Below are 24,576 nucleotides of genomic sequence, written 5' to 3'. Positions count from 1 at the left end.
TGTGTAACGCACTGTAAATGTTGATGTGATCGTTGGAAGTTTTAAGATTTACGTTATATAAATTTCAAAATAGACAATCAAATCTATGTGCATGGCTTGCTCATGAGTTAGTAGGGAATGCTATTCTTTGATGATATTTTGAATTTTGCTTTTCACTTCTTTTATATGGAGCGACACCATGTCATCACCCAACGAAGCGCGCCCACCATTTCCACCATTTACCCGTGAGACGGCAATACAAAAGGTGCGAATGGCCGAGGATGGCTGGAATAGCCGGGACCCTGTGCGCGTTTCTTTGGCATATACCAGCGATAGCAAATGGCGAAATCGCGCCGAGTTTCCGCAAGGACGCGCAGAGATCGTGCAGTTCCTCACGCGTAAATGGGAACGTGAACTGGAATATCGCTTAATCAAAGAACTGTGGGCGTTTGATAACAACCGGATTGCCGTGCGTTTTGCATATGAATCGCATGACGCGGCAGGGCAGTGGTTCCGTTCTTACGGAAATGAAAATTGGGAATTTGATGAGCATGGATTAATGCGATGTCGATTTGCCAGTATTAACGATCTGGCGATTGCGGAAGCCGACCGCAAATTTCATTGGCCGCAAGGACGTCGGCCAGATGATCATCCTGGACTAAGTGAACTGGGTTTGTAGGGTTAATAACCTAGTACGGCGTAAACGTCTTGCCGTTGGTGTAGTGGTGCTGAATGACGATCCGCGGGAGCCACGAATCCGATATGCTGGCCAATATCAAATTCATCTCGCGCTCGTTCAGAACACCAAGGCATGCAACAGCAGGATACTTTGAGGCAGGCTTGATAACATCTTTACGCGGCGTGCCGGAATTGAGCTCTGGCAAACCGCGCGGTTATATGAGACAGGAGTAGAATCAACGCCAAGAACGGCTTTGGTTGCAGGGTCAAAATATCACACGTCTATGTGTGCTTGATATTCCCCAAAGCCGTTTTGAAACGCGTACCCGCCAATCTCAAATGACCCTCAACATGACTTGATGCAAAAATGTCCTTTCTTTATCTTTCTTATGTGGAGATAACATGAAAAACTTTACTCTTTTGCTTGCTGTTGCCACTCTGCTTGGTGGCTGCGTAGTTCCTCCATATGGGCCAAGAGATGGCGGCGACCAGCATGGACATTATGACGACAGAGGTGGTTACGATCACAACGACAGAGGTGGTTATGATCGCGACGGTAGAGGTGATTATCCCAACGGGGGACAGGAATCCAACCATTAATAACTAAACATCCATGGTTTAAGACCCACTTCAATAAGTGGGTTTTAATTGGAAAAGAGTTATTTCCTAAGCTTCTTTGATACTGCGATGATTATTGCCGGGAGCGCAGGATGGACTCCCGCTAATTTCGTAGACGTTTTTCCGTTTCCGCGATCAGTTTGAACTGCATTGAATTACTGCGGCAGACGATTTGGCACTGCTATCGCGGATGTACCTGTTTTGAAATAACGCTTGCGATAGCCACGCATCGATTTCAATTCTGTGTAACGCGAATTACTCCGCATGCCATCCCAGTTTCGCGCAAATCGCCATGCGCACGAAGACTGTCATCAATGTCTTTTTCAATTTGATAGCGCCATCATTTTCTTGCGCAGCAGGGCAGCTCTTGCGACGACTTGGCTTACCTTATATTTCTAAGCGCCGGGCAAGCTCAATAACGCCATGACCGCGTTCTGTTATCCGTTTGATTGCTTCAATTTCAATTCTTCGATATTTCGCTTGTCTCCCATTACTCCTTTCTCTTTTCAGTATCAGCATTTTTAAATGTCTACTGAATCAGAAAGGCGTAGTCATGCGGTAGTCATCGTCAGATTGAGGAGCGACGGGATTGTTTCAAAGGCAAAAAAAATAAACGCGACTGTTGCGCTGGTTTGAGTCACGCATATTTTTCTATTATTTTCCGCACCATGCGGCATTTTTTGCTGTAATATTTTGCAAAAAACCGAACAATCAATCGGTTTTGTGTTTTTTGCGGATAGGCGCCTAGGTGAAATGCTGCTGCATTTCATTATTTGCGCTCACTTCAGAGTGACACCCTGATCTCGTCCTGCGGTCAACCTGGCCGGCGGGGCAATAACTAAGCGAAAAGGAGCAGTACATGAAAAAGAAGGCAATCATCGCCATCCTAGGTGGCGCAGGTATGATGGGGCAGGGCATTATTCGCGACCTGCTGTCAGACCGAACGATCATCGACATCGCCGAAGTACGGTTGTTTGATACCAATCGCGAACGGATGGCAGCGTTGCGTGAGCAGCTCGATGATTCCCGTCTCACGCTGCACGATCTGGATGTGGCCGATCCTGCAGCGCTGGCGCGCTCGCTAGCTGGTGCTGACATTTGCATCAACTCCGTCCCTACTTTGGCCGGGTTCCAAATGGATATCTTTGGTGCCGCACTGGCTGCAGGTGTCGACTATGTTGACCTCGGTGGACTGGGTACTTACACCGTCAAGCAGTTGGAATGGCAAGAGCGTTTCCGCCAGGCTGGCGTGGTGGCGGTACTGGGTGTGGGCGCCGATCCGGGCATGTCGAATGTGATCTGCCGCGCGGTAGCGGACGAGCTTGACGAAGTCGATAGCATCAATCTTTATTGGGCTGCCACACTGACCGGTAAGGAAAATCCGGTTCTGGTGCCGCCTTACAGCGTGTCGACCGTGTTGGCTGAATATGCGCATCCTTGCCTTCAGTTTCTGGATGGCCGTCATGTGGAATGCCAGCCTCAGACCGGTATTGAGGTGATTGATCTGCCACAGCCTTGGGGACGTTGCGAGTTCATGTACTCGATCCATTCCGAGCAGTTGACTGTGCCGTTGGCGGATGGCATTCGCCAGAAGGGTATCAAGGAATTTACCTGGAAGTTGCACCTTCCGAATCGCGAGCACGAGGCTTGGGTTGGCTTGGTCAAGGCCGGCTTCGGTGATTTCGACCGGACAGTGGACATCAATGGCACGGCGGTGCGTCCGTTGGATGTGCTCAATGCCGTCATCAACCGTAACATCGCTGAGAAGCAGGATCAGATACCGGAACAGCAGAGCCATGAGATCCACTTCGCCATCGGCCGTGGCCGCAAAGGCGGCAAAGCTGCCACAGCGCGCTGTGAAGTGTTGGTTCGCCCCAATGAAATGTACGAAGGTTATGTGGACGCGGCCACCTCGATGAACGCATCTATCGCGGTTCAGTTGATGCTGAGCGAGACGCGTCGGCCTGGCGTGTACGCGCCGGAAGCGTATTTCGATGTGAAGTCCTATTTCAGGGAAGCCGAGAAGCGCAAATTCGCGATCACATTGACGACGGACATGGCTTAATCGGACAGGGGGAAACATGCGCAACTTGCTCTATATTGACGGCGCCTTTGTTGAGCCGGCGCTCGGCGGTTTTCTGGAGGTGGTCGACCCGGCTACCGAGGAACCTTTCGCTGAGATCGCGGCTGGCACCGATGCCGATGTGGACGCTGCGGTGCAGGCCGCGCGTCGTGCCTTCGATCAAGGTCCGTGGCCACGGATGCCGGCTGCCAGCCGCGCGGCAATATTGCGCCGTGTGGCGACCGAGATCCGTGACAATCTCGTGCATCTGGCGCAGCTGGAAGTGCGAGACAACGGCAAGCCGCTGAAAGAGGCGCGCTGGGATATCGGCGATGCCGCATTCTGCTTTGATTACTACGCTGACATGGCCGAACAGGTCGAGGCGGAGGGCGAGACAGTGGTCGATGTTGGCGACGATCGATTCGTCGGTCGGGTGCGCAAGGAGCCGCTCGGCGTGGTGGGCGCCATCACGCCATGGAACTTTCCCCTGTTGATGGCGGTATGGAAGGTGGCACCGGCACTGGCGGCCGGCTGCAGCATTGTGCTTAAGCCATCCGAATTCTGTTCGCTCAGTTGTGTTGAGCTGGCGCGCTACTTCCATAAGGCAGGTCTGCCGCCCGGCGTTTTCAATCTGGTGACGGGTCTTGGGCAGCAGGCTGGCGCACCCTTGAGCGCGCATCCCGGCGTCGACAAGCTTGCCTTCACTGGCTCCCAAGCCACTGGTTCTCAAGTGATGCAGACGGCGGCGCGCGACATTCGTTCCGTCAGTCTGGAATTGGGCGGGAAATCTCCCTTCATCGTGTTTGCAGATTGCGATCTGGACAAAGCGGTCGAATGGATACAGTTTGGTGTCTTCTGGAACCAGGGCCAGATTTGCTCGGCGACCTCACGGCTGTTGGTCGAACGCCCTGTTCATGACGCTCTGCTGGCGCGCTTGAAGGCGGCGGCGGAGCGGATCGTCATCGGACCGGGCGATCTGGACGGCGTTCAGATGGGGCCAATAGTCTCGGCCGTGCAGCATCGCCGGGTCATGGAGGGTATCGCGCAAGGCGTTGCTAGCGGCGCTCGCTTGGTCACTGGTGGCGGTCGGCCGTCGTACCTGACACGCGGCTACTTTGTCGAGCCCACCATCTTCACCGATGTGCCGCTCGACAGCTGGATCTGGCGCGAGGAAGTGTTCGGACCGGTCCTTTGCATCCAGTCTTTCGACACGGAACAGGAGGCGATTGCGCTGGCCAACGACAGCCGCTTTGGCCTGGCGGGTGCAGTGATGTCGGATGATCTGGAACGCTGCGATCGGGTGGCCAGGGCACTGCGTGCCGGCGTGGTCTGGGTTAATTGTTCGCAGCCGACCTTCACGCAACTGCCGTGGGGTGGCTACAAGGCCTCAGGCATCGGACGTGAATTAGGGCGCAATGGCTATGAGGCATTTCTGGAGGTGAAACAGATCACTAGTTTCGATCATCGCCAGGATTGGAATTGGTACCAATCGACGGGAAATCCGGTTTGACCGGGCAGGCGACGGTGCACTCCGTGTTACGCCGCGCGCCTGCTTCCGGGTTTGTGGATTTAAATTCATAAAAGTGTCAAATATCGCTTGAAAACCGAACAATTACTCGGTTATAGTGATTCCGGTCTCGCTGAATTAAAAAAAGATGTTGTTCTTGCTCGTAACCGAATAAAACTGTCGACGCGGCAGTTTTATTTTAAAAGAAAAATGTCTGCGCAAAACGCACGCAATCAGATGGCAAGAACGACATTGAGAATGACAGCGACCCGGTGCTCGGATCGACGGCCGCTAAAGCGGTTAAAGAATCAACGTATGACAAAACTAAAAGTGTCTTGTCGGAATACCAGACCAGGGCACACCCATGATCAGATTGGAGACAATGAAAATGGCTTACCCAAATACTTACTTCCGACCACATCCGGCTGGCCTGCGCGCCAGCCCCTTGTGCTACCTGATTGCCTGCACGGCATGGCTGGCCACGGACCAGCCTCGCTCGACATCCAATAAAACATAATGACAACAAGGAATCGAATGTCGAACCAATCTGGATCAGCAGAAATTTGCTACCTGCCCGCCACCGAGGCGCTGCGCATGTTCCGCGAGCGGGAATTGTCGCCTGTCGAACTGCTCACCGCCTACATCGATCGAGCCGAAGAGATCGAGCCAGTGCTCAACGCATTTAGTGCGCAGCGCCGCGAGGAAGCGCTGGTCGTCGCGCGTGCCGCAGAGCATGCCTATGGCAGTCGCGGCGCCACGCTGCGTTCGCTCGAAGGAATTCCGGTTGCACTCAAGAACGAGCATACCTTGCGTGGCTGGGTCACTACCAAAGGCTCCTGGCTGATGGGCAATACGCCCGATGTCGTCAATGCACCTATCACTCAACGTCTGCTCGATGCCGGCGCGGCCATCCATGCGCAGACCAATGTGCCGGAGTTCTACATGGCACCATTTACGCGTTCGGCGCGCCACGGCGTCACTCGTAATCCATGGAATCTGGACATGACACCGGGTGGATCGAGCGGCGGCAGTGGTGCTGCGTTAGCGGCCGGTCTCACCTGCCTGGCGTCCGGGTCGGACATCGGCGGTTCAATCCGGATTCCCGCCAGCTATTGCGGCGTAGTGGGCCTCAAGCCCAGCTACGGCAGGGTACCGGTCACTCCGATCGCCTATGCGCTCCACACCATGAATCATATTGGCCCGATGGCGCGCACAGTGGCTGACTGCGCGCTGATGTTCAACGTCATCAACGGCCCACACGTGGTCGATCCCGCTACCGTCAGCCCCAAACTCGAGGTGCCGCTAACTTTCGACTCAGTCAAGGGTTTGCGCATTGCACTGTCCTACGACTTCGATTTCTGCGTGGTCCACCCTGATGTACGCAATGCGCTCGATCAGGTGGTATCGGCGCTGCGCGATCAAGGTGCCGTGGTTGAGTTGGTGTCCCTGGGTTGGGACATGCGGTCGGCTGACGCGGTCGAGCATCGCCTCGGCTACGAGACCGGGCGCGCTTTCGCCACGCGGATACTGAATCAGAATGAAGAGACCAGCGACTACATCCGCCACTTCGCCGCCACAGGTCTGAATATGACGGGCGAGCAGTATCTGGCCGCCAACGACATCATCGGCAGTATGTACGAATCGATGGCAGGTGTTATGGCTAAATACGATGCCCTGATCTGCCCGACTATGCAGAGCATCGGCAGTGCGGCGGAAGGGGAGAGGGACGCTATGGGTCAGTTGCGCACCGATTCCATGACTTTCCCGTTCAACCTGCTCAGTCGCCATCCGGTTCTGAGTGTGCCATCTGGAGTCGCCCACAATGGCGTACCAACCGGCGTGCAGATCGTCGGTCGCACCTTCGACGAGACTAACGTATTTCGAATCGGGGCTGCCGTAGAAGCGGCTATCTGGCAGGACAAACGGCCCGACCTATCGGCCATCGGTACCCATAAGCATGGAGTATTCTGATATGACAACCGCATCCCCGAACGAACAAGGCAGCAAGCTCAAACGCGAGCTAAGCTACCGCGACCTGGTGTTTTACGGCCTTGCCTATACCGCGCCAGTGACGCCGCTGACCATGGCCGGATTTGTCTGGGTTGTCTCTGGTGGCCTGCCTGTAATGGCCTACCTGCTCTGCGCGCTGTGCCTGTATTTCACCGCCAATAGCTATGCGGTAATGACGTCGGCGATGCCCAGCGCCGGTTCGGTGTACAACTTCGCGAGCAAGACGATGGGACCGTTCGCCGGTTTCATTTCAGGCTGGATGATTCTGCTTGACTATCTGCTGGTGCCTGCGTTTACCTACACCCTGGCCGCAGTGGGCCTGGAACAACTGATGCCGCAAGTCGATCGCGAAACCTGGGTCGTGATCGTTGTTGCCGTTACGACCCTCGTCAACTGGTTCGGCGTCAGCGTTACGGCGTTGGTCAGCAGCATCTCGGTCATACTGCAACTTCTGCTGGTGGCCGTCATTGTCGGGCTGTTGCTGTTTGCGCTGCATGGTGGAATGGGCAACGCGGCGCTGACGATGGCACCGCTGTTTGATGCGAGCAAGTTCCATGTCAGCAGCATGTTGGCCGCCACCGCGATCTGCGTAACGGGTTACCTCGGCTTTGATGCAGTCTCGACGCTGGCCGAGGAAGTCAAGGATAGAGACACCAGCCTGATCGGCAAGGCGATCCTGACTAACCTGGCCGTGACCAGCAGTCTTTTTGTGCTGGTTACTTGGGTGATCGGTAACGTCCTGACCGGTTTTCCGATAAGCGATCCGGCTACCGTGATCTACGACCTGACGACGGCCATTGGCGGCAAGGGAGTCACCGCCGCGATGGCCTGGTTCATGATACTGGTGGTGGGTGTGCCGAATGTGCTGCCGATGCAGGTGGGCGTGGCGCGGGTGCTATATGCGATGGGTCGTGACAAGACCTTGCCCTCGGTGCTGGCCAAAGTGAATCGACGTCACGGCAATCCGTATGTGGCGATGATTTTCTCGACTGCCGTATCGCTGGCCATTGCGCTGTTCATGAGCGAACGGATCAGCGATCTCGCGATCCTTATCAGCTTCGGTGCACTGAGCGGCTTCGTGTTCGTGCATCTTTCCGTGCTGGCCCACTTTGGCCGTCGTCCCGGTCGCAGCTGGTGGTCCCACTTGGCGGCGCCGCTGATTGGCATCGGGGCAGTGGTGATGATCGTGTCCAACCTGAGCAGCATGGCGCTGACCGTCGGTATCTGCTGGTGCGCCGCCGGTATCGTCTACTGGCTTGCGAAGCGCTACTGGAATGGTGCCGTGGACATATCTCCCAGCGAGTCCGGCAGCAATCCCGATGCATCCGAACCGCCGCAAACCACCTTATAAAATATAAAAAACTGAAAGAGACAACATGGCTCACTCTCCCTTGAAGCGTATCCTGTGTACCTCGTCCGAACGTTTCTTTGTCGACGATCAGATCCACGACGCCTTTGTCGCCGAGTTTGCCCGCCGCACCCGCCAGCTGCGGGTCGGCGACGGCATGGGCATGGCCGAGATCGGCCCGCTGGTCAGCAAGGCTGCACGCGATAAAGTGGCGCGTCTGGTGCAGGAAGCCGTTGAGCAGGGTGCACAAGTGGTCTGCGGCGGTCGCATTCCACCTGATTGCCCACCGGGTTGGTTCTATGAGCCAACCATCCTGACCGGCGTCACCCCGCAGATGGCCATTATGCGTGAAGAATGCTTCGGACCGGTTGCCGCCATTTGCCGCGTTGCCGACTTCGACGAAGCGCTACAACGAGCCAACGATTCGGAATTCGGTCTTGGCGCGTCGGTCTTTACGACCGACCTTGCCGAAGCCATGGAAGCTGCCAACCGGCTTGAGTCGGGCATGGTCTGGATCAACAACCCACTGATCGACAACGATGCACTACCTTTCAGCGGCAGCAAGATGTCCGGCCTCGGATGCGAACTTGGACGGCACGGACTGAATGCATTCCGTCGCACCAAGATGGTCATCCTCGACCACCAGCCGCGTATTCACGACTGGTGGTTGCCGCGCCCGGATGCATCCTTTTACCCGGCCGAAGCGGCCGCCCCTCAATGATTTCCCTTAGATTAGAAAACTGCATGCAAGATACTACCTATCTCTCCGCCACTGACCTCCTGACGCGCTTTCGCGACGGCAGCCTGGACCCGGTCGACTACTTTGAAGTGCTGGCCGTTGCCGCTGAACGCCAGCAAGCCACGATCAACTGCGCCGCTGGCCTGTTCTTAGAGCAGGGACGCAACATGGCGCACGAGTCGCGTCGCCGTTATGCTGAAGGCACTGCCCGTCCGCTGGAGGGAGTACCGGTCATCATCAAGGAGGAAACCAGCGTCAAAGGCTGGCCATGCCCGCAGGCCTCGCTCGTGTTCAAGGACAACGTGGCCGTCGAGAACCACCCGATTGTCGACAAGCTGCTCAACGCCGGTGCGATTCCCTTTTTTCAGGCAACCAATCCGGAGTTCTGTGTGCTTGGGCACACCTGGAGCAAGATGTATGGCGTCACTCGTAATCCATGGGCGCAGGCGTATTCCGTCGGCGGTTCCAGCGGTGGTTCCGGCGCGGCTTTGGCAGCTGGCGTCGCGCCGTTGGCGACAGGCAGCGACATGGCCGGCTCAATCCGCCTGCCGGCATCGCTGTGCGGTGTGTATGGTTACAAGCCGCCATCCGGACGGCTACCCTGTGCCCCCGGTTCTGAATATATGACACAGGCAGTGGTAGGGCCGATGACGCGCAGCTTTGATGATCTGGTGCTGATGCAGAACGCGCTGGGCGGTCCGCATCCCACCTCTTTCACGACGCTTCCGTACACCGAACTGCCTACAGAATACGGCGACCTGAGCGGCATGCGTATCGCTTACAGTCCGGCTTTCGGCCATCCGGCACTTGCGCGCGACATCGAACGGAATCTGCTGCAGGCGTTAGACGGTCTGCGCCAGCGTGGTGCCATCGTCGAGGAAGTTGCGCTGCGTTGGGATCTCGATGAAATCAACATGGTGCTGCTCGATGGTCTGCGCGCGATGTACGCTGACGAATTCATGACCGATATTTCGGATGCCGATGCGGAAAAGCTATGCAGCTATACCGCCCATATGCGCCAGCAAGCCAGCGAGGATCAACCTTCCATCATGCCGAGCGCGGTACTGGGCCAAAAATTACATCGCGACATGCAGGAGAAGGTCTGGAGCAAGGGTTATACCGCATTTATCTGTGCCTCAATGTTGACGACCGACCTGGCGGCCGATCAGGATCCGGTGGCGCAACCCTTTCTGGAGCTGGGCGGCCATAAGGTCGATGCCAATCTGGGATGGTGTCTGACGCCGGCCTTCAATCTGCTCAATCGCTATCCGGTGCTGGCAGCGCCGACTGGCTTGTCGGAGTTGGGTGTGCCAACCGGTATGCAGATTGTCGCCAATGCGTATGACGATGAGACGGTGTTCCGGGTCGCCTCTAATCATGCGCGGGCGGGCACGTCGCGACTGTTCGTCGATCAGTTCCCCGTGTTGGGCTAATCGCGCCCGGACGAATCTTTTTACCCGGCCCAGATAGCCGCAGCCAAATGAACAACCTACCATCAGGAACCGCTATGCAAGACACTACCTATCTCTCCGCCACTGACCTCCTAGCGCGCTTTCGCGATGGTAGTCTGAACCCGGTCGACTACTTCGAAGTGTTGGCCGTTGCCGCGGAACGCCAGCAGGCCACGATCAACAGCGCCGCCGGTTTGTTCTTGGAGCAGGGACGTGCGATGGCGCACGAGTCGCGTCGCCGCTATGCCGAAGGCACGGCGCGGCCTTTGGAGGGTGTGCCCGTCATCATCAAGGAAGAAACCAGTGTCAAGGGTTGGCCACGCCCGCTGGCCTCGCTCGTGTTCAAGGACGTTGTGGCCGTCGAGAACCATCCGATTGTTGACAAGCTGCTCGACGCTGGCGCGATTCCCTATTTTCAGGCAACCAATCCGGAGTTCTGTGTGCTTGGACACACCTGGAGCAAGATGTATGGTGTCACTCGCAATCCATGGTCTCAGGCGTATTCCGTCGGCGGTTCCAGCGGCGGTTCCGGTGCGGCATTGGCGGCTGGTGTCGCGCCGTTGGCGACAGGCAGCGACATGGCCGGCTCGATCCGGATACCGGCGTCGCTGTGTGGCATGTATGGTTACAAACCGCCGTTTGGAAGACTGGCCTGTGCTCCTGGTGACGAATATATGGTGCAGGCAGTGGAAGGGCCGATGACGCGCAGCTTTGATGATCTAGTACTGATGCAGAACGTGTTGTCTGGCCCTCATCCGGCTTCCTTCACTACGCTTCCCTATACCGCACTGCCAACAGAATACGGCGACCTGAGCGGCATGCGCATTGCTTACAGCCCGGCTTTCGGTCATCCGGCACTGGAGAGCGACATCGAGCATAACCTTCAGCAAGCGCTAGACGGTCTGCGCCGACGTGGCGCTATTGTCGAGGAAGTCGATCTGCGTTGGGATCTCGATGAAATCGGCAAGGTGCTGCTCGATGGTCTGCGTGCGTTGTTTGTCGACGAATTCATGACCGATATTTCGGATGTCGATGCAGAAAAGCTGAGTAGTTATACCGCCCACCTGCGCCAGCAAGCCAGCGATTATCAACCTTCCATCATGCCGAGCGCGGCGCTGGGCCAGAAATTACACCGCGACATGCAGGAGAAGGTCTGGGGTAAGGGCTATAGCGCCTTTATTTGTGCCTCGATGCTGACGACTGACCTGCCGGCCGACCAGGACCCGGTGGCCCAGCCGTCACTAAACGTCGGAGGCCATCAGGTAGATGCCTTTTTGGGATGGGTTCTGACGCCGCCCTTCAATCTGCTCAATCGCTATCCGGTGTTGGCAGCGCCGACTGGCTTGTCGAAGTTGGGCGTGCCGACCGGTATGCAGATTGTCGCCAATGCGTATGACGACGAGACGGTATTCCGGGTCGCCTCCAATCATGCGCAGGCGGGCACGTCGCGGCTCTTCATCGAGCAGTTCCCTGTAATGGGTCAGAAAGCATGAAGTCGTGTGGCATAATCGACACCTTATCTACAACTACTAAACTGATCCAACCTAGCATGGCCAATAAGAAATCTCTCGTCCCGTCAGAGTCGCCCGCTACCGGCAAGGCCAAAGCCAAGCCTGCCGCCAAGCGGCGCATTCCGCAACAGGAGCGTGGACACAAGACGATTGAAGTGATTCTGCAAGCCACCGGCGAAGAAATCGCACGCGGTGGGCTGGCCAAGCTGACCACCAAGCGCATTGCCGAAGCCGCTGGCATGTCGGTGGGCGGCCTGTACGAATACTTCCCCAACAAGGAAGCGGTAATCCATGCGTTGGCCAGCCAATGGCTCGAACGCGTCAAAGACGGCGTCGCGGCCGTCCACCCGACCAAGACTGGCTGTGTGGACTTGATCCGCTATCTGGGTATGGTCTATGAGGCGGTGCGGCCGCAGTACCAGCAGGTGTCGGGCGTGAGTGTCCTGATTTCCCTGCTCGCCTCGGTGCCGGAGCTAAAAGCGCTGGAACGCCAGATCGACCTGCAGGTCAACGCCTTGCTCACGGATGCGATCTCCTATCTGCTGCCGTACGTTGGGAAGGATCAGTGCAGCGCCGTGGCGCGGACTCTGACCATCCTTGATCATTACCTGTTGATCGAATCGAACATGCGCGATCCGGCACATGCCGCGATGTTTGATATGCACCATCGGATCTGCCAGCATGCGCTGGCGAGCCACTTTATCTTGATGAATGAACAGGCGAGGCTGGCGGCTGCCAGCGCCGAACCTCAGTCCGATCCCCAGCCAGTCTCCTGGCCAGCGCCACGGCCCGAAGCGCCGCCGGACGTCACCTAAGTTCCTTCCCTTTCTGTGGCAGACAGTCGGCGCGAGCACCGCGCCGTCCCGCCACAGGCACATCTAATCAACATCCGATTGTAGGCAACGCCCATTGGCGGCGGTGAAGGCCGCGCCATGCGGCTGTATCACGAGAATTGAGACAAGATCATGAACTCTAATAACGCTATTGCTTTCTCCAAAGATCAGCTCGCTTACGAGCCATATGCACGCTTCATGGTGACCGATATCGACGGTGTCTGTCGCGGTAAACACCTGTCAGGCGAAAAAATCGCCAGCATGCTCGAGGGCGGCGGCACCATCGCCAGTGCCGTCTTTGGTTGGGATATTCAAGACCAGTTATACGACAACGTTAGCTTCACAGGTTTCCATACCGGCCTTCCCGATATCGGCCTGGTACTCGATCCGACTACTGCGCGTCGTCTGCCATGGGACAACAACTGCTGGTTGATTCTGGGTGAACATACCCGGATCGACGGCTCAGCGTTGCCGATCTGTCCGCGCCAACTGTTGAAGCAGGTGCTGGCCAAGGCCGATGCCATGGGCTATTCGGCGCAGGTGGGTACCGAATTCGAATGGTTTGTGCTGTCAGAGACCGAGCAATCGGTGCGTGCTAAAAGCTATCGCAATCTGCAAACTGCGACGCAAGGCTTGACTAACTATTCGCCGTTTCGCATCAATGCCCAACAGGAGTTCGTGCACGATCTGTTCACCAATCTGAATGCTATTGATGTGCCGCTTGAGGCCATACATACCGAGGCCGGACCGGGTAATTTTGAAGCAGCAATCCGCTATGGCGACGCACTCAAGACGGCCGACCGCGCAGTTCTGTTCAAGGAGTCGGTGCGTGAAATCGGCCGCCGCCATGGCTTGCTCAATACCTTCATGGCCAAGTATTCGGAGGCATATGCCGGCTGCGGACAGCACCTTCATCAGAGTCTGTGGCGCGATGGGCAGAACTGCTTTTACGACGAGCAGGGCGAACACCGCATGAGCGAGACCATGCGCCACTTCATCGCCGGTCAATTGTATTGCCTGCCGCATCTGTTGCCGATGGTTGCGCCATTCATCAACAGCTACAAGCGTCTGGTGGGGAATAACCTGGCTCCGGTAAAACCGACCTGGGCGGTGGACAATCGGAATGCCTCGCTGCGCGTCATTCCCGGCAGCAGCAACGCCATGCGGATCGAGACCCGCACCCCTGGCGCCGATGCCAATCCTTATCTGGCGATTGCGGTAGCGCTAGCCTCAGGGCTGTACGGCATCGAGCACAAATTGGCGCTCGAACAGCCGCCGGTTTCCGGTGCCAACCACGGTGCCGAACAGGTCGAGCATCTGCCGCGCACCCTAGCCGAGGCGACGGCTGCAATGGATCGCTCCCCGCTCGCGCGCGCGCTGTTTGGCGAAGAATTCGTGCGCCATTTCGTGGAAACCCGGCAATGGGAGATCGCCCGCTTTAACCAGAGCGTGACCGACTGGGAACTGGAGCGCTATCTTGAACTCGCGTGATGCGCGCAACCCAGACCATTTGCAAGGGAAAAACAACATGACCAGCCAGCGTATTAATTCGTACTACAACGCTACCGTTAACAGCGATCTTAGTTTCCCGCAGCTGGAAGGTGAAGTCAGGGTTGATGTCGCCGTCATTGGCGGCGGCTTCACCGGCTTGGCCAGCGCCTTGGAACTGGCGGAGCAGGGCAAGAAGGTTGCTTTGGTCGAAGCCAATCGGATCGGTTGGGGGCAATCCGGGCGCAACGGCGGACAAGTCACGGGCAGCCTGTCGGGCGACGAAGCCATCCTGCGTCAACTTACCCGCCACGTCGGTGAGGACGACGCCGAGGCGTTCGTCTGGTATTTGCGCTGGCGCGGCCATGACATTATCCGCGAGCGCATCGAGAAATACGGCATCGCCTGCGACCTCAAGTTCGGTCATCTGCACACCGCTTACAGCCCCAGCCACATGCGCGCGATGCGCGCTACCTACGACGACATGGTTAGTCGCGGCATGGCCGATATGGTGGAGCTGGTCGAGGCAAAGGATATCGGCCGCTTCCTCGATACACCTCTTTACCATGGGGGAATTTACAACCGGAAGAACATGCACCTGCATCCGCTGAACCTGTGCTTGGGCGAAGCGCGCGCACTTGCCAGCCTCGGCGGCCATGTGTACGAAAATTCGCCGGTGCTTGAGATTATCCACGGCGCGACGCCGTCGATTCGCCTGCCGAAGGGTCGCATCGTCGCTGACCAAATTCTGCTCGCCGGCGACGTCTATCACAAGCTGGAACGACGCAAATTGAGCGGCATGATATTTCCCGCCGCCGGTGGGATAGTGACGACCGAGCCATTGGGTGATCTGGCGCGCCAACTCAATCCGCAGGATGTGGCGGTCTATGACAGCCGTTTTGTACTCGATTATTACCGCATGACTGCCGATGGACGCTTGTTGTTTGGCGGCGGTGCCAATTACTCTGGCAAACCGTCACGTGATATTGCCGCCGAACTGCGCCCGTGCATAGAACGCACTTTCCCGCAGCTGCGTGGAGTCAAGATTGGGTTCGAGTGGAGCTGCGATATGGGTATCGTGATCAATCGGGTTCCTCAGCTTGGCAAGCTGGCACCTAATGTCTGGTATGCCCAGGGTTATTCGGGGCATGGGCTGGCCACCTCGCATATCGTGGGCGAAGTGATGGCCAAGGCCATTGGGGGGAGAATGGAGGCGTTTGATGTGTTTCAGCGTTTCAGCCATATTCGCGTTCCGATGGGGGATAGCATGGGGCGGCAATTATTGGCGCTGGGGATGCGGTATTTTCTGATGATGGAAAGGTTTCGGTGAGGTGCAGGAGATTCCGCTTTGGCTTCGCTTTTCGCCTGGATCTGATCTGGAATCTGCAACTCTCGCGATGCACCACCACCACAACCGAGAGTGCACCCACCATTTTTACAATAAAACACGTAAGACGGAATGTGTTCAGGCACGTACAAGTATTGTAAAAAATCCGCACAACATGGGCAGCCGGGACTATTGCCTTCACCAAAAAATGGTCCCAGACAAATTCGATAACTAACAATTCGATAAGAAACATTATGCATCGTCCAATTATCATTCTTCCGGCATGTTCCCATCAAATCGGCGTTCAGCCGAGTCATGCTGCGCAGTCCAAATACGTCGACGCGGTTGTTCTCGGCGCAGATTGCGCACCTTTGATCCTGCCGGCGCTTGGAGAAGCTAGCGACCTTGAGGCTGTCCTTTCCGTCTGCCACGGCATTATGCTGACCGGATCGCCATCCAATGTCCATCCTCGTCATTACGACCAACATGTACTTAATCCAACGTTACCGCAAGATGCGGCGCGCGACGCGACCACGTTGCCGCTGATTCGTGCCGCGCTGGAACGCGGCCTGCCGCTGCTGGCCATCTGCCGCGGCTTTCAGGAGATCAACGTGGCGCTGGGTGGCAGCTTGCACCAAGCCGTTCATGACGTAGCAGGAAAGCACGATCACCGCGAAAACAAGGCAGATACATTGGAGCAGCAATATGCTCCGTCCCATGCTGTCGTCGTCGAGGCAGGAGGGCGTCTGGCCCAGATTTTGGGCGGTGCCGGTGAACTCAGCGTGAATTCACTGCACGGTCAAGGCATCGATCGCCTTGCCGACGGTCTGACGGTCGAGGCGCGCGCTCCCGATGGTCTGATCGAAGCCTTTTCCGTCGCCGCCGTGCCCGGCTTCACGATGGCGGTGCAATGGCATCCGGAATGGCGAGTCACCAATAATCCTGCATCAATGCGCCTGTTCGCAGCTTTTGGCCAGGCTTGCCGCGATTATCAAGCCAAGCATTGATGATAGCGAGGGGCGCGTGCAATTCGGCGTTGTCGGGCCTCTCCTGGACGGGTGCAATCGCTCTACAACTTCCGTTATCGTTTTTAAAATCCGAATAAATAATCGGTTTGACGTGGAGGGTATTCAGAGGGAGGCACGATGCCGCACCTTCTGAATTGTGAGCGCAAGGCTCTGTTCGGTTCGGTCGAAGCCGACTTTGTTGATGTCGATTGATTAATGGAAGTTAATGGCAGGCGGGTGCTTCCGTTTGATGTGCTCAATGTCATCATCAAACGCAGCAACGTCGAGAGGTAGTGGAAGAATTTTTAGTAGCAGAAGAAGCATGAAATCCTCTGTGATATCGGCCTCGGCCGGATAGCTTGCAAAGCTGTCAGCGCACGGTGTGAAGTGGCGATTTGTCCCGATGCGATTGGCGCCTCTACTGTGGCCCAGAAAGGGGCGCGGTGTTCGAGATTCGCACCAATTACGAGCGCCGCGCGCGCGCCTCTGGGGCTTTTGTATCTAAATTCACAAAGGTGTCAAATATCGCTTGAAAACTGAACAATTACTCGGTTATAGTGATTCCGGTCTCGCTGAATTAAAAAAGGATGCTGCTATTCCTTGAGCGTTTCTGTGCCGGAAAAATGAGATACGTGCAGGTGAAATACGCGGCTCTCAATGGTGCCGTTGTGTGTCGGATACGGTTCAACATTGATTTGTTTCAGGTCAGTCAGCGGTGTAGTGACAAGTTTGATCCGATTCTTGCAACGCGGGATCAGGCCGTAACAGATTACAACCGATAACCAGACCGCTCCTGTTTTCAATGCTGTCGGTTTCATCTCGTTTACTAGTTTCATTTTGTTCAGGCTGCATGCGATAAGTTACAACGACAATCATGAAACATATGCCAACGCCACTGGTAGAGGCGTTGGTTTAGTAGTGAGTAGCGGTTCCAGGAAAATACCACCTTTGTTTTTTAAAACAACGAAACAAGTGATGTCGATTTGGTACATCAGGGGCTAAACCAAAGTGTGCTCGCAGTAGTTGAAGAATGAAAAAAATAAGTTATAAAAATTTATAAAAACTAAAAGGAGATGGGATATGCGTTGGAAAAGTGCATGTATTTTGGCTGGAATATCGGCGCTGGCGGTTGGCAAGGCGTCGGCGTTGGATTTCGATAACGGGACTATTCAGGGCAATGTTATTTCAAACGTAACGGCTGGTCTCGGTATGCGTACCAAGGACCCGAGCTGTTCTTTGATAGGCGTGCCGGATGCCTATGGCTGCGGCGCGAATGTCAATACGGATGAGTGGGCAAACGGCGACAACGGAAACATGAATTACAAGCAGAACCAGTTGTTCACTGGATATCTGAGTCTGACCAGTGAGTTACTGCTAAAGATGCCATCCGAGGGTTTGAAGTTCCTCGCCCGCGGCACTGCATTTGCGGATCCAATGGCGCAAAGAACGCAAACGACTCCCTTGGCCGGCGATGCGCGCGCACAGATGGATTACCGGGGGAAAATACTCGACTTGTGGCTTCAAAAAGACTTGACTATCGACGATCAGGCCGCGCATTTCCGGCTGGGGAATCAGGTCATCAATTGGGGCGAGAGCATTTTCGCGATCGGCGGTATTAATGCCACCAATGCGGTGGATGTGCAGACCTTGTTAACGCCGGGAACGCAACTTAAACAGGCATTGCTGCCTGCGCCAATGCTCAGTTTCGCGAGCAGCTTGCCGGCTGGTTTTTCCACCGAAGCCTATTACCAGTTCCAATGGATGGGCAATACCTATCCCGCAGTTGGCAGTTACTGGTCTATGTCCAATAACTACGGTCGCGGTGCCATACCATTTTATTCAAACCCAAACAACTTTAATGTCGGCGGTCTGCCGGATCCCTCCACGGCATATCCGTACACCAACAAACTGCCAGGCAACAAACCGCAATATGGCTTGAAGTTTGCTTATAGTCCTCCGGGCGCAGAGGTTAACTTTGGCGCCTATTATGAAAGTTATACGGACAAGTCGCCAGTCATGAGTTCCATAGACGGCGGCCTTGCAGGTCAGTATTCGTATCAGAAAAATCGTGACATGTTCGGTCTCAGCATGAATTTCCCATTGGGACTTTGGGCAATCGCTTCCGAGTTTTCCTATCGGCCGCGTGATGCCGTTTCCATGTCCTCATGCTACCTCGCCGGAGGGCCGCCTGATTTGAATACGAACGCGGCGGCAGGTAATTGCAATCAGTTTATGGATAACAAGAGGTATCAGTTTACGCTTAACGCCTTGTTAGCCATGACGCCGTCCAGCCATCCTATGGTGAAGTGGCTGGGTGCTGATCAGGCACTTTTTACTGCTGAGGTGTCGATGATTGACTATCCTGGCATTGATTCAAACAAGCAGTATACAAGCACGATAGATGGACAAGCTGTATATCAATTGCCGGCCGCCGGAAGCAACGCGTGGCTTAATTATAATTCCGGACTTGGCTATCCGATCGGGGCGGGGCAAGGTACTGCAAGGTCTGCGGGATATACGCTGGACTTTAACTGGACCTATGACGGAACCGTTCTGCCTGGTTGGGGAGTGACACCAGGCGTCACTTTCTCCAACGCGTTTTCAGGGTATACGCCAAACTTCACCGCCAATTACGCGCGTGGTGCAAAGTCAGCCAATTTTTACGTGCTATTGGTCCAAAATCCGGCAACCTGGCAGGCTGGAATTAACTTTACAGTGTTCTACGGTGGCAACTCTAGTTATGCTCAGCCGTATGCCGACCGAAATTTCCTTGGCATGTATGCTACCCGGAATTTTTAATTCCGATGCGCCAGACCAAGTTGGATGATGTTTCAAACCTTTAAATAAATAAAAGGAACATAAGATGGAGATGAAAATGAAAACTGTCGCCGCCGTTATTGCCATGTGCATAGCGGGTGGCGCTTTGGCTGCTGATGTCGATAAACTTGGGACAGAATTGTCACCGGTTGGCGCAGAAAAAGGCGGCAATAAAGACGGCACCATTCCGCCACTCGGGGCCGCAAGTACGCCTAAGGCTGGCTGGGTTTATGGTAAAAACCGCGAAGACTATTGGGAATACGGCAAAGAGAAGCCGCTGTTCGCTATCGATGCCTCAAACGTCGATAAATATGCCGACAAAATGTCGCCCGCGCAGGTTGCACTGATCAAGCAGACCAAAGGATATCGGATGGAAGTGTATCCGAGTCACCGTAACTGCGGATATCCGGACTTCGGTCAGGCTAACACCAAGACCAATGCGACACATGCGAAGATCGGCGCTGACGGTTGGTCACTGGAGAGCGTAGTTTTGCCGGGTGTGCCGTTTCCGATGCCAAAAAAGGGAATCGAAGTGATTTGGAATTTCCTTTCTAGCTACAACGGCGTCGGTAGTGAAATGCCGAGCGGATGGACTTACGTCTCTCCACGACCAGGTTCAACGGAACCAATTTTAGCGGGTTGGGAATCAACGGTTTACACGCCGTCGGGCAAAAAGGGCGCAAGTACCTTGGAAGACATCAAAGGCTTCCAGTTCGGCTTGTATTATAGCTACACCAGTCCGGCTGCCTTCGCCGGTCAGGGGCTGGTTGCCAGCGCCTACTATAAAAAAGACAATGAAACCTTCTACTATTTTACCGGCCAACGTCGTGTGCGCCGTCTGCCTGCGTACAACTATGACGCGCCAGTCATCGGTTTTGAAAACCAGTATCCGGTCGACGCGACGAACTTGTATTCCGGTACCCCGGACCGTTTTGACTGGAAATTGCTGGGCAAGAAGGAAATGTATATCCCTTACAACAATTTCAAGTTCAGCGACGGAAATATAAAACTAAAAGACGCTTTTCAAGAACACACAATCAATCCGGCTCTCGGCCGTTATGAATTGCATCGCGTCTGGGTCGTAGAGGGAACTCTCAAGGCGGGCTTCCGCCATTCTGCACCGAAAAAAGTGATGTATTTCGATGAAGATACTTGGATTGCCGTATCCGGCGATGACTATGACGCTCAGGGAAAAATCTGGAAATACAAAGAAAACCAAAACATGCCGTCTTGGGAGCTTGGCTCATGTGTTGCGACTGTGCTGGATATGTACGACCTGAATAACGGCCGTTATGTCGCGGATAACGTCGCTTTTGGAACCGGCAAGGATCCGCATTGGTTAGCGGAGCCAGGAAGTGATCCGCGCATGAAGGAAAGCTTTTATACCGCTGAAAGTCTGAGAGCGATTAGCGAGCGTTAATAGCGTTAATACAGGCCGATGGCAAACTTCGCCGCACTGGGAATCTCGTGCATGGCGAGGTGAGTCTCGGTTTGTGCCGTATTTATCAGCATCAAATGGTTGGTTTTTCGAGAATAACATTCAAGAAATATCCGAAAAGCCAACCAGTAACCAGCAACACGGAGGAGATCGTAGTGCTAAACAAGTTAGTGACCAGATTTGAAAACTGGTTTTTCTCGCATCGCGCATTGACGTTAGGCGTCTTTGCCGTGATCACAGCGGTGATGGCGGTTTTCGCTGTTCAGTTGCGCATGGAGGCAGGCTTTGAAAAGCAGATGCCAGTTGGTCACGAATACATTGAGACCTTTAATAAATATAAGCAAGAGCTGTTTGGGGCAAATCGCATTACCGTCGTAGTTCGCGCGCGCAACGGCACGATCTGGACGAAGGACGGCCTGAAACGCTTGGCGGACGTCACCCAGGCAGTGCAGTTTCTGCCCAGCGTTGACCGCGTCAACGTATCGTCATTATGGACGCCGGGTACTTTTGTCAATGAAATTACCGAGGATGGTTTTAAGGCTGAACCCGTTATTGCGGGAAACATCACGCCAGATAGTTTGACACCTGAGATCATCGAAAATATTCGTAAATTGACAGGTGCGGGCGGATATATGGGCTCACTTGTCTCTCGTGACCAGCGCGGAGCGATGATTACTGCAGAGCTCAATGAAGTAGCACCGGACGGCAAAAAGCTGGACTACATCGACTTCAACCGGCTTCTGGAAAAAGACATCCGCAGCAAATTCGAAGATGATAAGTACGAGATTCAGATCATTGGATTCGCGAAGCAGATTGGTGATATCGCAAAAGGCGCTTCAGGCGTACTCGAATTCTGTGTCATTGCATTATTTCTGACTGCGTTGGCGGTGTACTGGTACTGTCATTCTTTGCGCCTGACAGTTCTGGTCATCATGTGTTCGTTGACATCGATGATCTGGCAATTTGGTGCTTTGAGGCTGATCGGATTCGGACTTGATCCGCTGGCCGTGCTGGTTCCGTTTCTGGTATTTGCTATCGGTGTTTCGCACGGTGTGCAGCAAATCAACTTCTTCGTTCGCGGTGTCGGCAACGGAAAATCAGTCATGACGGCCGCACGTGCAAGTTTCAGTGGACTCCTCATCCCGGGTGTGCTGGCGCTTATCACAGCGTTTGTTTCATTTATGACGCTGATGCTGGTGCCAATACCGATGATACGTGAGCTTGCCATTACTGCTTCGCTAGGCGTCGGATTCAAGATATTGACGAACCTGGTGATGCTGCCGGTTGCGCTTTCCTGTCTGAAATTTGACGAGGCATTTGCCAAGAAAGCGGAGAGAAAGCGTGCTCAGCGCATTCGATGGACAAAGATGCTGGCGTTTGTCGCGCAACCAAAGAATGCAGTCATTACGCTTTGCATTGCGTCGGTGGTTTTCGGTGTGTCTTTATATGAGAGTCGGGATCGGGTCGTTGGTACGCTACAGCCCGGGGCGCCGGAACTTCGTGCCGATTCGCGTTTCAATCTCGATGCAGTGTCAATCACACAGAATTTTGACATGGGACTCGACTGGCTTTCCATTGTGGTCGAATCGCCGCCCGATTCCTGCTCCAATCCTGCTGTTGCAACGTTTGTCGACAACTTTAGCAGCCACATGCGCAGCGTACCCGGCGTAACCTCAGTGGCGTCGTATTCCACTTTGCTGCGTACCAACAATCAAGGTGGTAACGAAGGCTACCCAAAAATGAATGTGGTACCGATTGATGGGGCCAACCAAGCGACCATGAGTGTCGACATCGGACGCCAGCGGGGATATTCAAATGCGGATTGCAGTATGACAGCAGTCCACATGTACCTGACCGATCACAAGGCAACAACAATCCAGAATGTGATCGCCGACATTAAACAGTACAGCGCAGAAAACGTCATTCCCGGCGTAAAAATCCGCCTTGCTGCGGGTAATGCGGGCGTGCTGGCAGCCACAAATGATGTACTGGAAAAGAGCGAGCTTCCGATGATGCTGTATGTGTATTTAGCGATCATCTTGCTGGTCTTCTTCGTCTATCGGGATTTCCGCGCCATGATTGCATGTTGCTTCCCGTTAGCGATCGGAACGTCGATTGGATATTGGTTCATGGAGAAATTTCAGATCGGCCTGACGGTCGCGACGCTACCCGTGATGGTGCTTGCGGTGGGTATTGGCGTTGATTACGCCTTCTATATCTACAATCGACTGACGTTGCATCTTGCGATGGGCGAAGATATTCATAGCGCGATGGAACACGCATTGGAGTTCGAAGGAATGGCGACGATTTTTACGGCACTGACGCTGGCGATTGGCGTGGCAACATGGTCGTTCTCAGCGCTGAAGTTCCAGGCAGATATGGGTAAGTTATTAGCTTTCATGTTCATGATTAACCTGATCATGGCGCTGACTGCATTACCTGCATTAGTGGTTCTGCTTGAAAAAATATTCCCGCGTACCAGCCCAGTTCGTGCGCCTGGTCTTTTCAGTCATTAATTCAAGGAGTCCAAGGTGAAACTGGTCTGCGTATTTTTATCTCGCATCGTTCCAAGTCAGAAATGGTTACTTAGTATTCCATTGGCTTGCACGATGTGGTTTTTCACTGATGCAACCTTTGCACAGGCTGCGCAGGGTGCGGCTTCGCACCCTGCCGAGTTAGTCGTGCCAAGCCTCAAAATTACCCCGGCCGTTGTTGGGCCGGGAGCGCAAACGTCAATGATACTGGCGGCAACCAAGGCGGGAAATCGCATCGTCGCCGTAGGAGAGCATGGCATCATCCTGTTGTCCGATAATGACGGGCATGCATACCGCCAGGCAAAATCGGTTCCTATTTCGTCGACGCTGACCTCGGTCAATTTCGTTGATGCGAAGGTTGGCTGGGCTGTGGGACATTGGGGTGCGATTCTCAAAACAGTCGACGGTGGCGAAACATGGAAGTTACAGCGCAGTGATATCAAGGTTGATCAGCCATTGTTTTCGGTCTATTTCAAGAATGACCATGAGGGATGGGCTGTCGGTCTCTGGTCGCTGTTTTTGGCCACGCGGGATGGTGGTGCAACCTGGAACAGTGTGACTCTTCCTAATCCGCCAGGCGCTTCCAAGGCGGACAGAAATCTTTTCAACATCTTTCCTGATCGCAGCGGAGGACTTGTCATCTCAGCAGAACGTGGAACGATCGTGCGCTCTGAGGACGATGGAGAAACCTGGTCATATATTGATACAGGTTACAAAGGGTCACTGTGGGCCGGTACTGTGCTCAACGATGGGACATGGATAGTAGGAGGATTGCGCGGATCAATTTTGCGCAGTACTGACCAAGGCCAAAGTTGGCAAACCTCTCAAACCGGCACAAAAAGCTCGATAACCCAAATCATTGCGGGAGAAGACGGCACCATCACAGCAGTTGGTCTCGAGGGTGTCGTTCTGACCAGCCGCGACAAGGGTCTGACATTTTCAGTCGCGCAGCGTCCAGATCGTGAGGACATTACAGCCGGGGTGATCGCGCCAGGTGGCAAACTGGTGGCGTTTTCAATGGACGGCCCAGTCAAATCCGACGGCGCCGCTGGCGAATAATACGCATAAGACTTTCCCAAAATCGTAGTCGACGACACGATTGTCGACTAGGAATTTTCGCACTGGATTATCAAAGGCATCAGTGTGGTGACCTGTATGCCCGCGATCACGGACACACAGGAGCACAGGGTCATCGAATAGCGGATCAACGAGCCACAAGGCGATGGCAG

Annotated in this window: 19 protein-coding genes; 18 read left to right on the top strand and 1 reads right to left on the bottom strand. The window is 54.7% G+C overall.

Annotated elements, in window-relative coordinates; translation table 11 throughout:
- Nucleotides 1–178 precede the first annotated feature (178 nt).
- From GEV47_RS14930 to GEV47_RS14870, 14 genes are all read left to right on the top strand, one after another.
- Complete coding sequence (locus GEV47_RS14930; protein ID WP_153235531.1) at nucleotides 179–658, top strand: nuclear transport factor 2 family protein; 480 nt, start codon at nucleotides 179–181, stop codon at nucleotides 656–658.
- Nucleotides 659–1,059: 401 nt separating this feature from the next.
- A complete protein-coding gene (locus tag GEV47_RS14925; protein ID WP_153235530.1) occupies nucleotides 1,060–1,257 on the top strand; it encodes a hypothetical protein in 198 nt (65 codons plus the stop codon).
- Nucleotides 1,258–2,134: 877 nt separating this feature from the next.
- Complete coding sequence (locus tag GEV47_RS14920; protein ID WP_153235529.1) at nucleotides 2,135–3,340, top strand: saccharopine dehydrogenase family protein; 1,206 nt, start codon at nucleotides 2,135–2,137, stop codon at nucleotides 3,338–3,340.
- A gap of 16 nt (nucleotides 3,341–3,356) precedes the next feature.
- Nucleotides 3,357–4,847: an aldehyde dehydrogenase family protein gene (locus GEV47_RS14915; RefSeq protein ID WP_153235528.1), complete on the top strand. Its 1,491-nt coding sequence runs from the start codon at nucleotides 3,357–3,359 to the stop codon at nucleotides 4,845–4,847.
- Between the two features lie 385 nt (nucleotides 4,848–5,232).
- Nucleotides 5,233–5,361: a hypothetical protein gene (locus tag GEV47_RS19740; RefSeq protein ID WP_265588511.1), complete on the top strand. Its 129-nt coding sequence runs from the start codon at nucleotides 5,233–5,235 to the stop codon at nucleotides 5,359–5,361.
- Nucleotides 5,362–5,378: 17 nt separating this feature from the next.
- On the top strand, nucleotides 5,379–6,815 hold the full coding sequence (locus GEV47_RS14910; RefSeq protein ID WP_153235527.1) for an amidase: 1,437 nt from the start codon (nucleotides 5,379–5,381) through the stop codon (nucleotides 6,813–6,815).
- Between the two features lies 1 nt (nucleotide 6,816).
- Nucleotides 6,817–8,205, top strand: a complete 1,389-nt coding sequence (locus tag GEV47_RS14905) for an APC family permease (RefSeq protein ID WP_153235526.1) — start codon at nucleotides 6,817–6,819, stop codon at nucleotides 8,203–8,205.
- Between the two features lie 25 nt (nucleotides 8,206–8,230).
- The gene (locus GEV47_RS14900; RefSeq protein WP_228124715.1) at nucleotides 8,231–8,923 is read left to right on the top strand and encodes an aldehyde dehydrogenase family protein; all 693 of its coding nucleotides are present in this window, start codon (nucleotides 8,231–8,233) and stop codon (nucleotides 8,921–8,923) included.
- A 23-nt stretch (nucleotides 8,924–8,946) separates the two neighbouring features.
- Nucleotides 8,947–10,374, top strand: coding sequence for an amidase (locus tag GEV47_RS14895; protein ID WP_194270674.1), 1,428 nt, complete (start codon nucleotides 8,947–8,949; stop codon nucleotides 10,372–10,374).
- Nucleotides 10,375–10,448: 74 nt separating this feature from the next.
- Complete coding sequence (locus GEV47_RS14890; RefSeq protein ID WP_194270673.1) at nucleotides 10,449–11,885, top strand: amidase; 1,437 nt, start codon at nucleotides 10,449–10,451, stop codon at nucleotides 11,883–11,885.
- Nucleotides 11,886–11,941: 56 nt separating this feature from the next.
- A complete protein-coding gene (locus GEV47_RS14885; RefSeq protein ID WP_194270672.1) occupies nucleotides 11,942–12,718 on the top strand; it encodes a TetR/AcrR family transcriptional regulator in 777 nt (258 codons plus the stop codon).
- Between the two features lie 150 nt (nucleotides 12,719–12,868).
- Nucleotides 12,869–14,227: a glutamine synthetase family protein gene (locus GEV47_RS14880; protein WP_153235522.1), complete on the top strand. Its 1,359-nt coding sequence runs from the start codon at nucleotides 12,869–12,871 to the stop codon at nucleotides 14,225–14,227.
- Nucleotides 14,214–15,554: an NAD(P)/FAD-dependent oxidoreductase gene (locus tag GEV47_RS14875; RefSeq protein ID WP_228124714.1), complete on the top strand. Its 1,341-nt coding sequence runs from the start codon at nucleotides 14,214–14,216 to the stop codon at nucleotides 15,552–15,554. Before GEV47_RS14880 ends, GEV47_RS14875 begins: the two co-directional genes overlap by 14 nt.
- 251 nt (nucleotides 15,555–15,805) lie before the next feature.
- Complete coding sequence (locus tag GEV47_RS14870) at nucleotides 15,806–16,558, top strand: gamma-glutamyl-gamma-aminobutyrate hydrolase family protein (protein ID WP_153235521.1); 753 nt, start codon at nucleotides 15,806–15,808, stop codon at nucleotides 16,556–16,558.
- Between the two features lie 593 nt (nucleotides 16,559–17,151).
- Here the strand turns inward: GEV47_RS14870 and GEV47_RS14865 are convergent.
- Entirely contained in the window at nucleotides 17,152–17,394 is a 243-nt protein-coding gene (locus GEV47_RS14865) for a hypothetical protein (protein WP_153235520.1), read from the bottom strand.
- Between the two features lie 244 nt (nucleotides 17,395–17,638).
- On the opposite strand from GEV47_RS14865, the gene GEV47_RS14860 reads away from it, so the two are divergent.
- The 4 genes from GEV47_RS14860 to GEV47_RS14845 all read left to right on the top strand — a co-directional run bounded on the left by GEV47_RS14860 (nucleotide 17,639) and on the right by GEV47_RS14845 (nucleotide 24,406).
- Nucleotides 17,639–19,357, top strand: coding sequence for a DUF1302 domain-containing protein (locus tag GEV47_RS14860; protein ID WP_153235519.1), 1,719 nt, complete (start codon nucleotides 17,639–17,641; stop codon nucleotides 19,355–19,357).
- A 76-nt stretch (nucleotides 19,358–19,433) separates the two neighbouring features.
- Nucleotides 19,434–20,795, top strand: coding sequence for a DUF1329 domain-containing protein (locus GEV47_RS14855; protein ID WP_228124713.1), 1,362 nt, complete (start codon nucleotides 19,434–19,436; stop codon nucleotides 20,793–20,795).
- Between the two features lie 173 nt (nucleotides 20,796–20,968).
- Nucleotides 20,969–23,329, top strand: coding sequence for an efflux RND transporter permease subunit (locus tag GEV47_RS14850; RefSeq protein ID WP_322741655.1), 2,361 nt, complete (start codon nucleotides 20,969–20,971; stop codon nucleotides 23,327–23,329).
- Nucleotides 23,330–23,344: 15 nt separating this feature from the next.
- Nucleotides 23,345–24,406, top strand: a complete 1,062-nt coding sequence (locus tag GEV47_RS14845) for a WD40/YVTN/BNR-like repeat-containing protein (protein WP_322741654.1) — start codon at nucleotides 23,345–23,347, stop codon at nucleotides 24,404–24,406.
- Nucleotides 24,407–24,576: the final 170 nt, after the last annotated feature.

The organism is Glaciimonas soli (genome assembly GCF_009497155.1).
GTDB lineage: Bacteria > Pseudomonadota > Gammaproteobacteria > Burkholderiales > Burkholderiaceae_D > Glaciimonas > Glaciimonas soli.
This window is presented reverse-complemented; position numbering and strand designations above follow the sequence as displayed.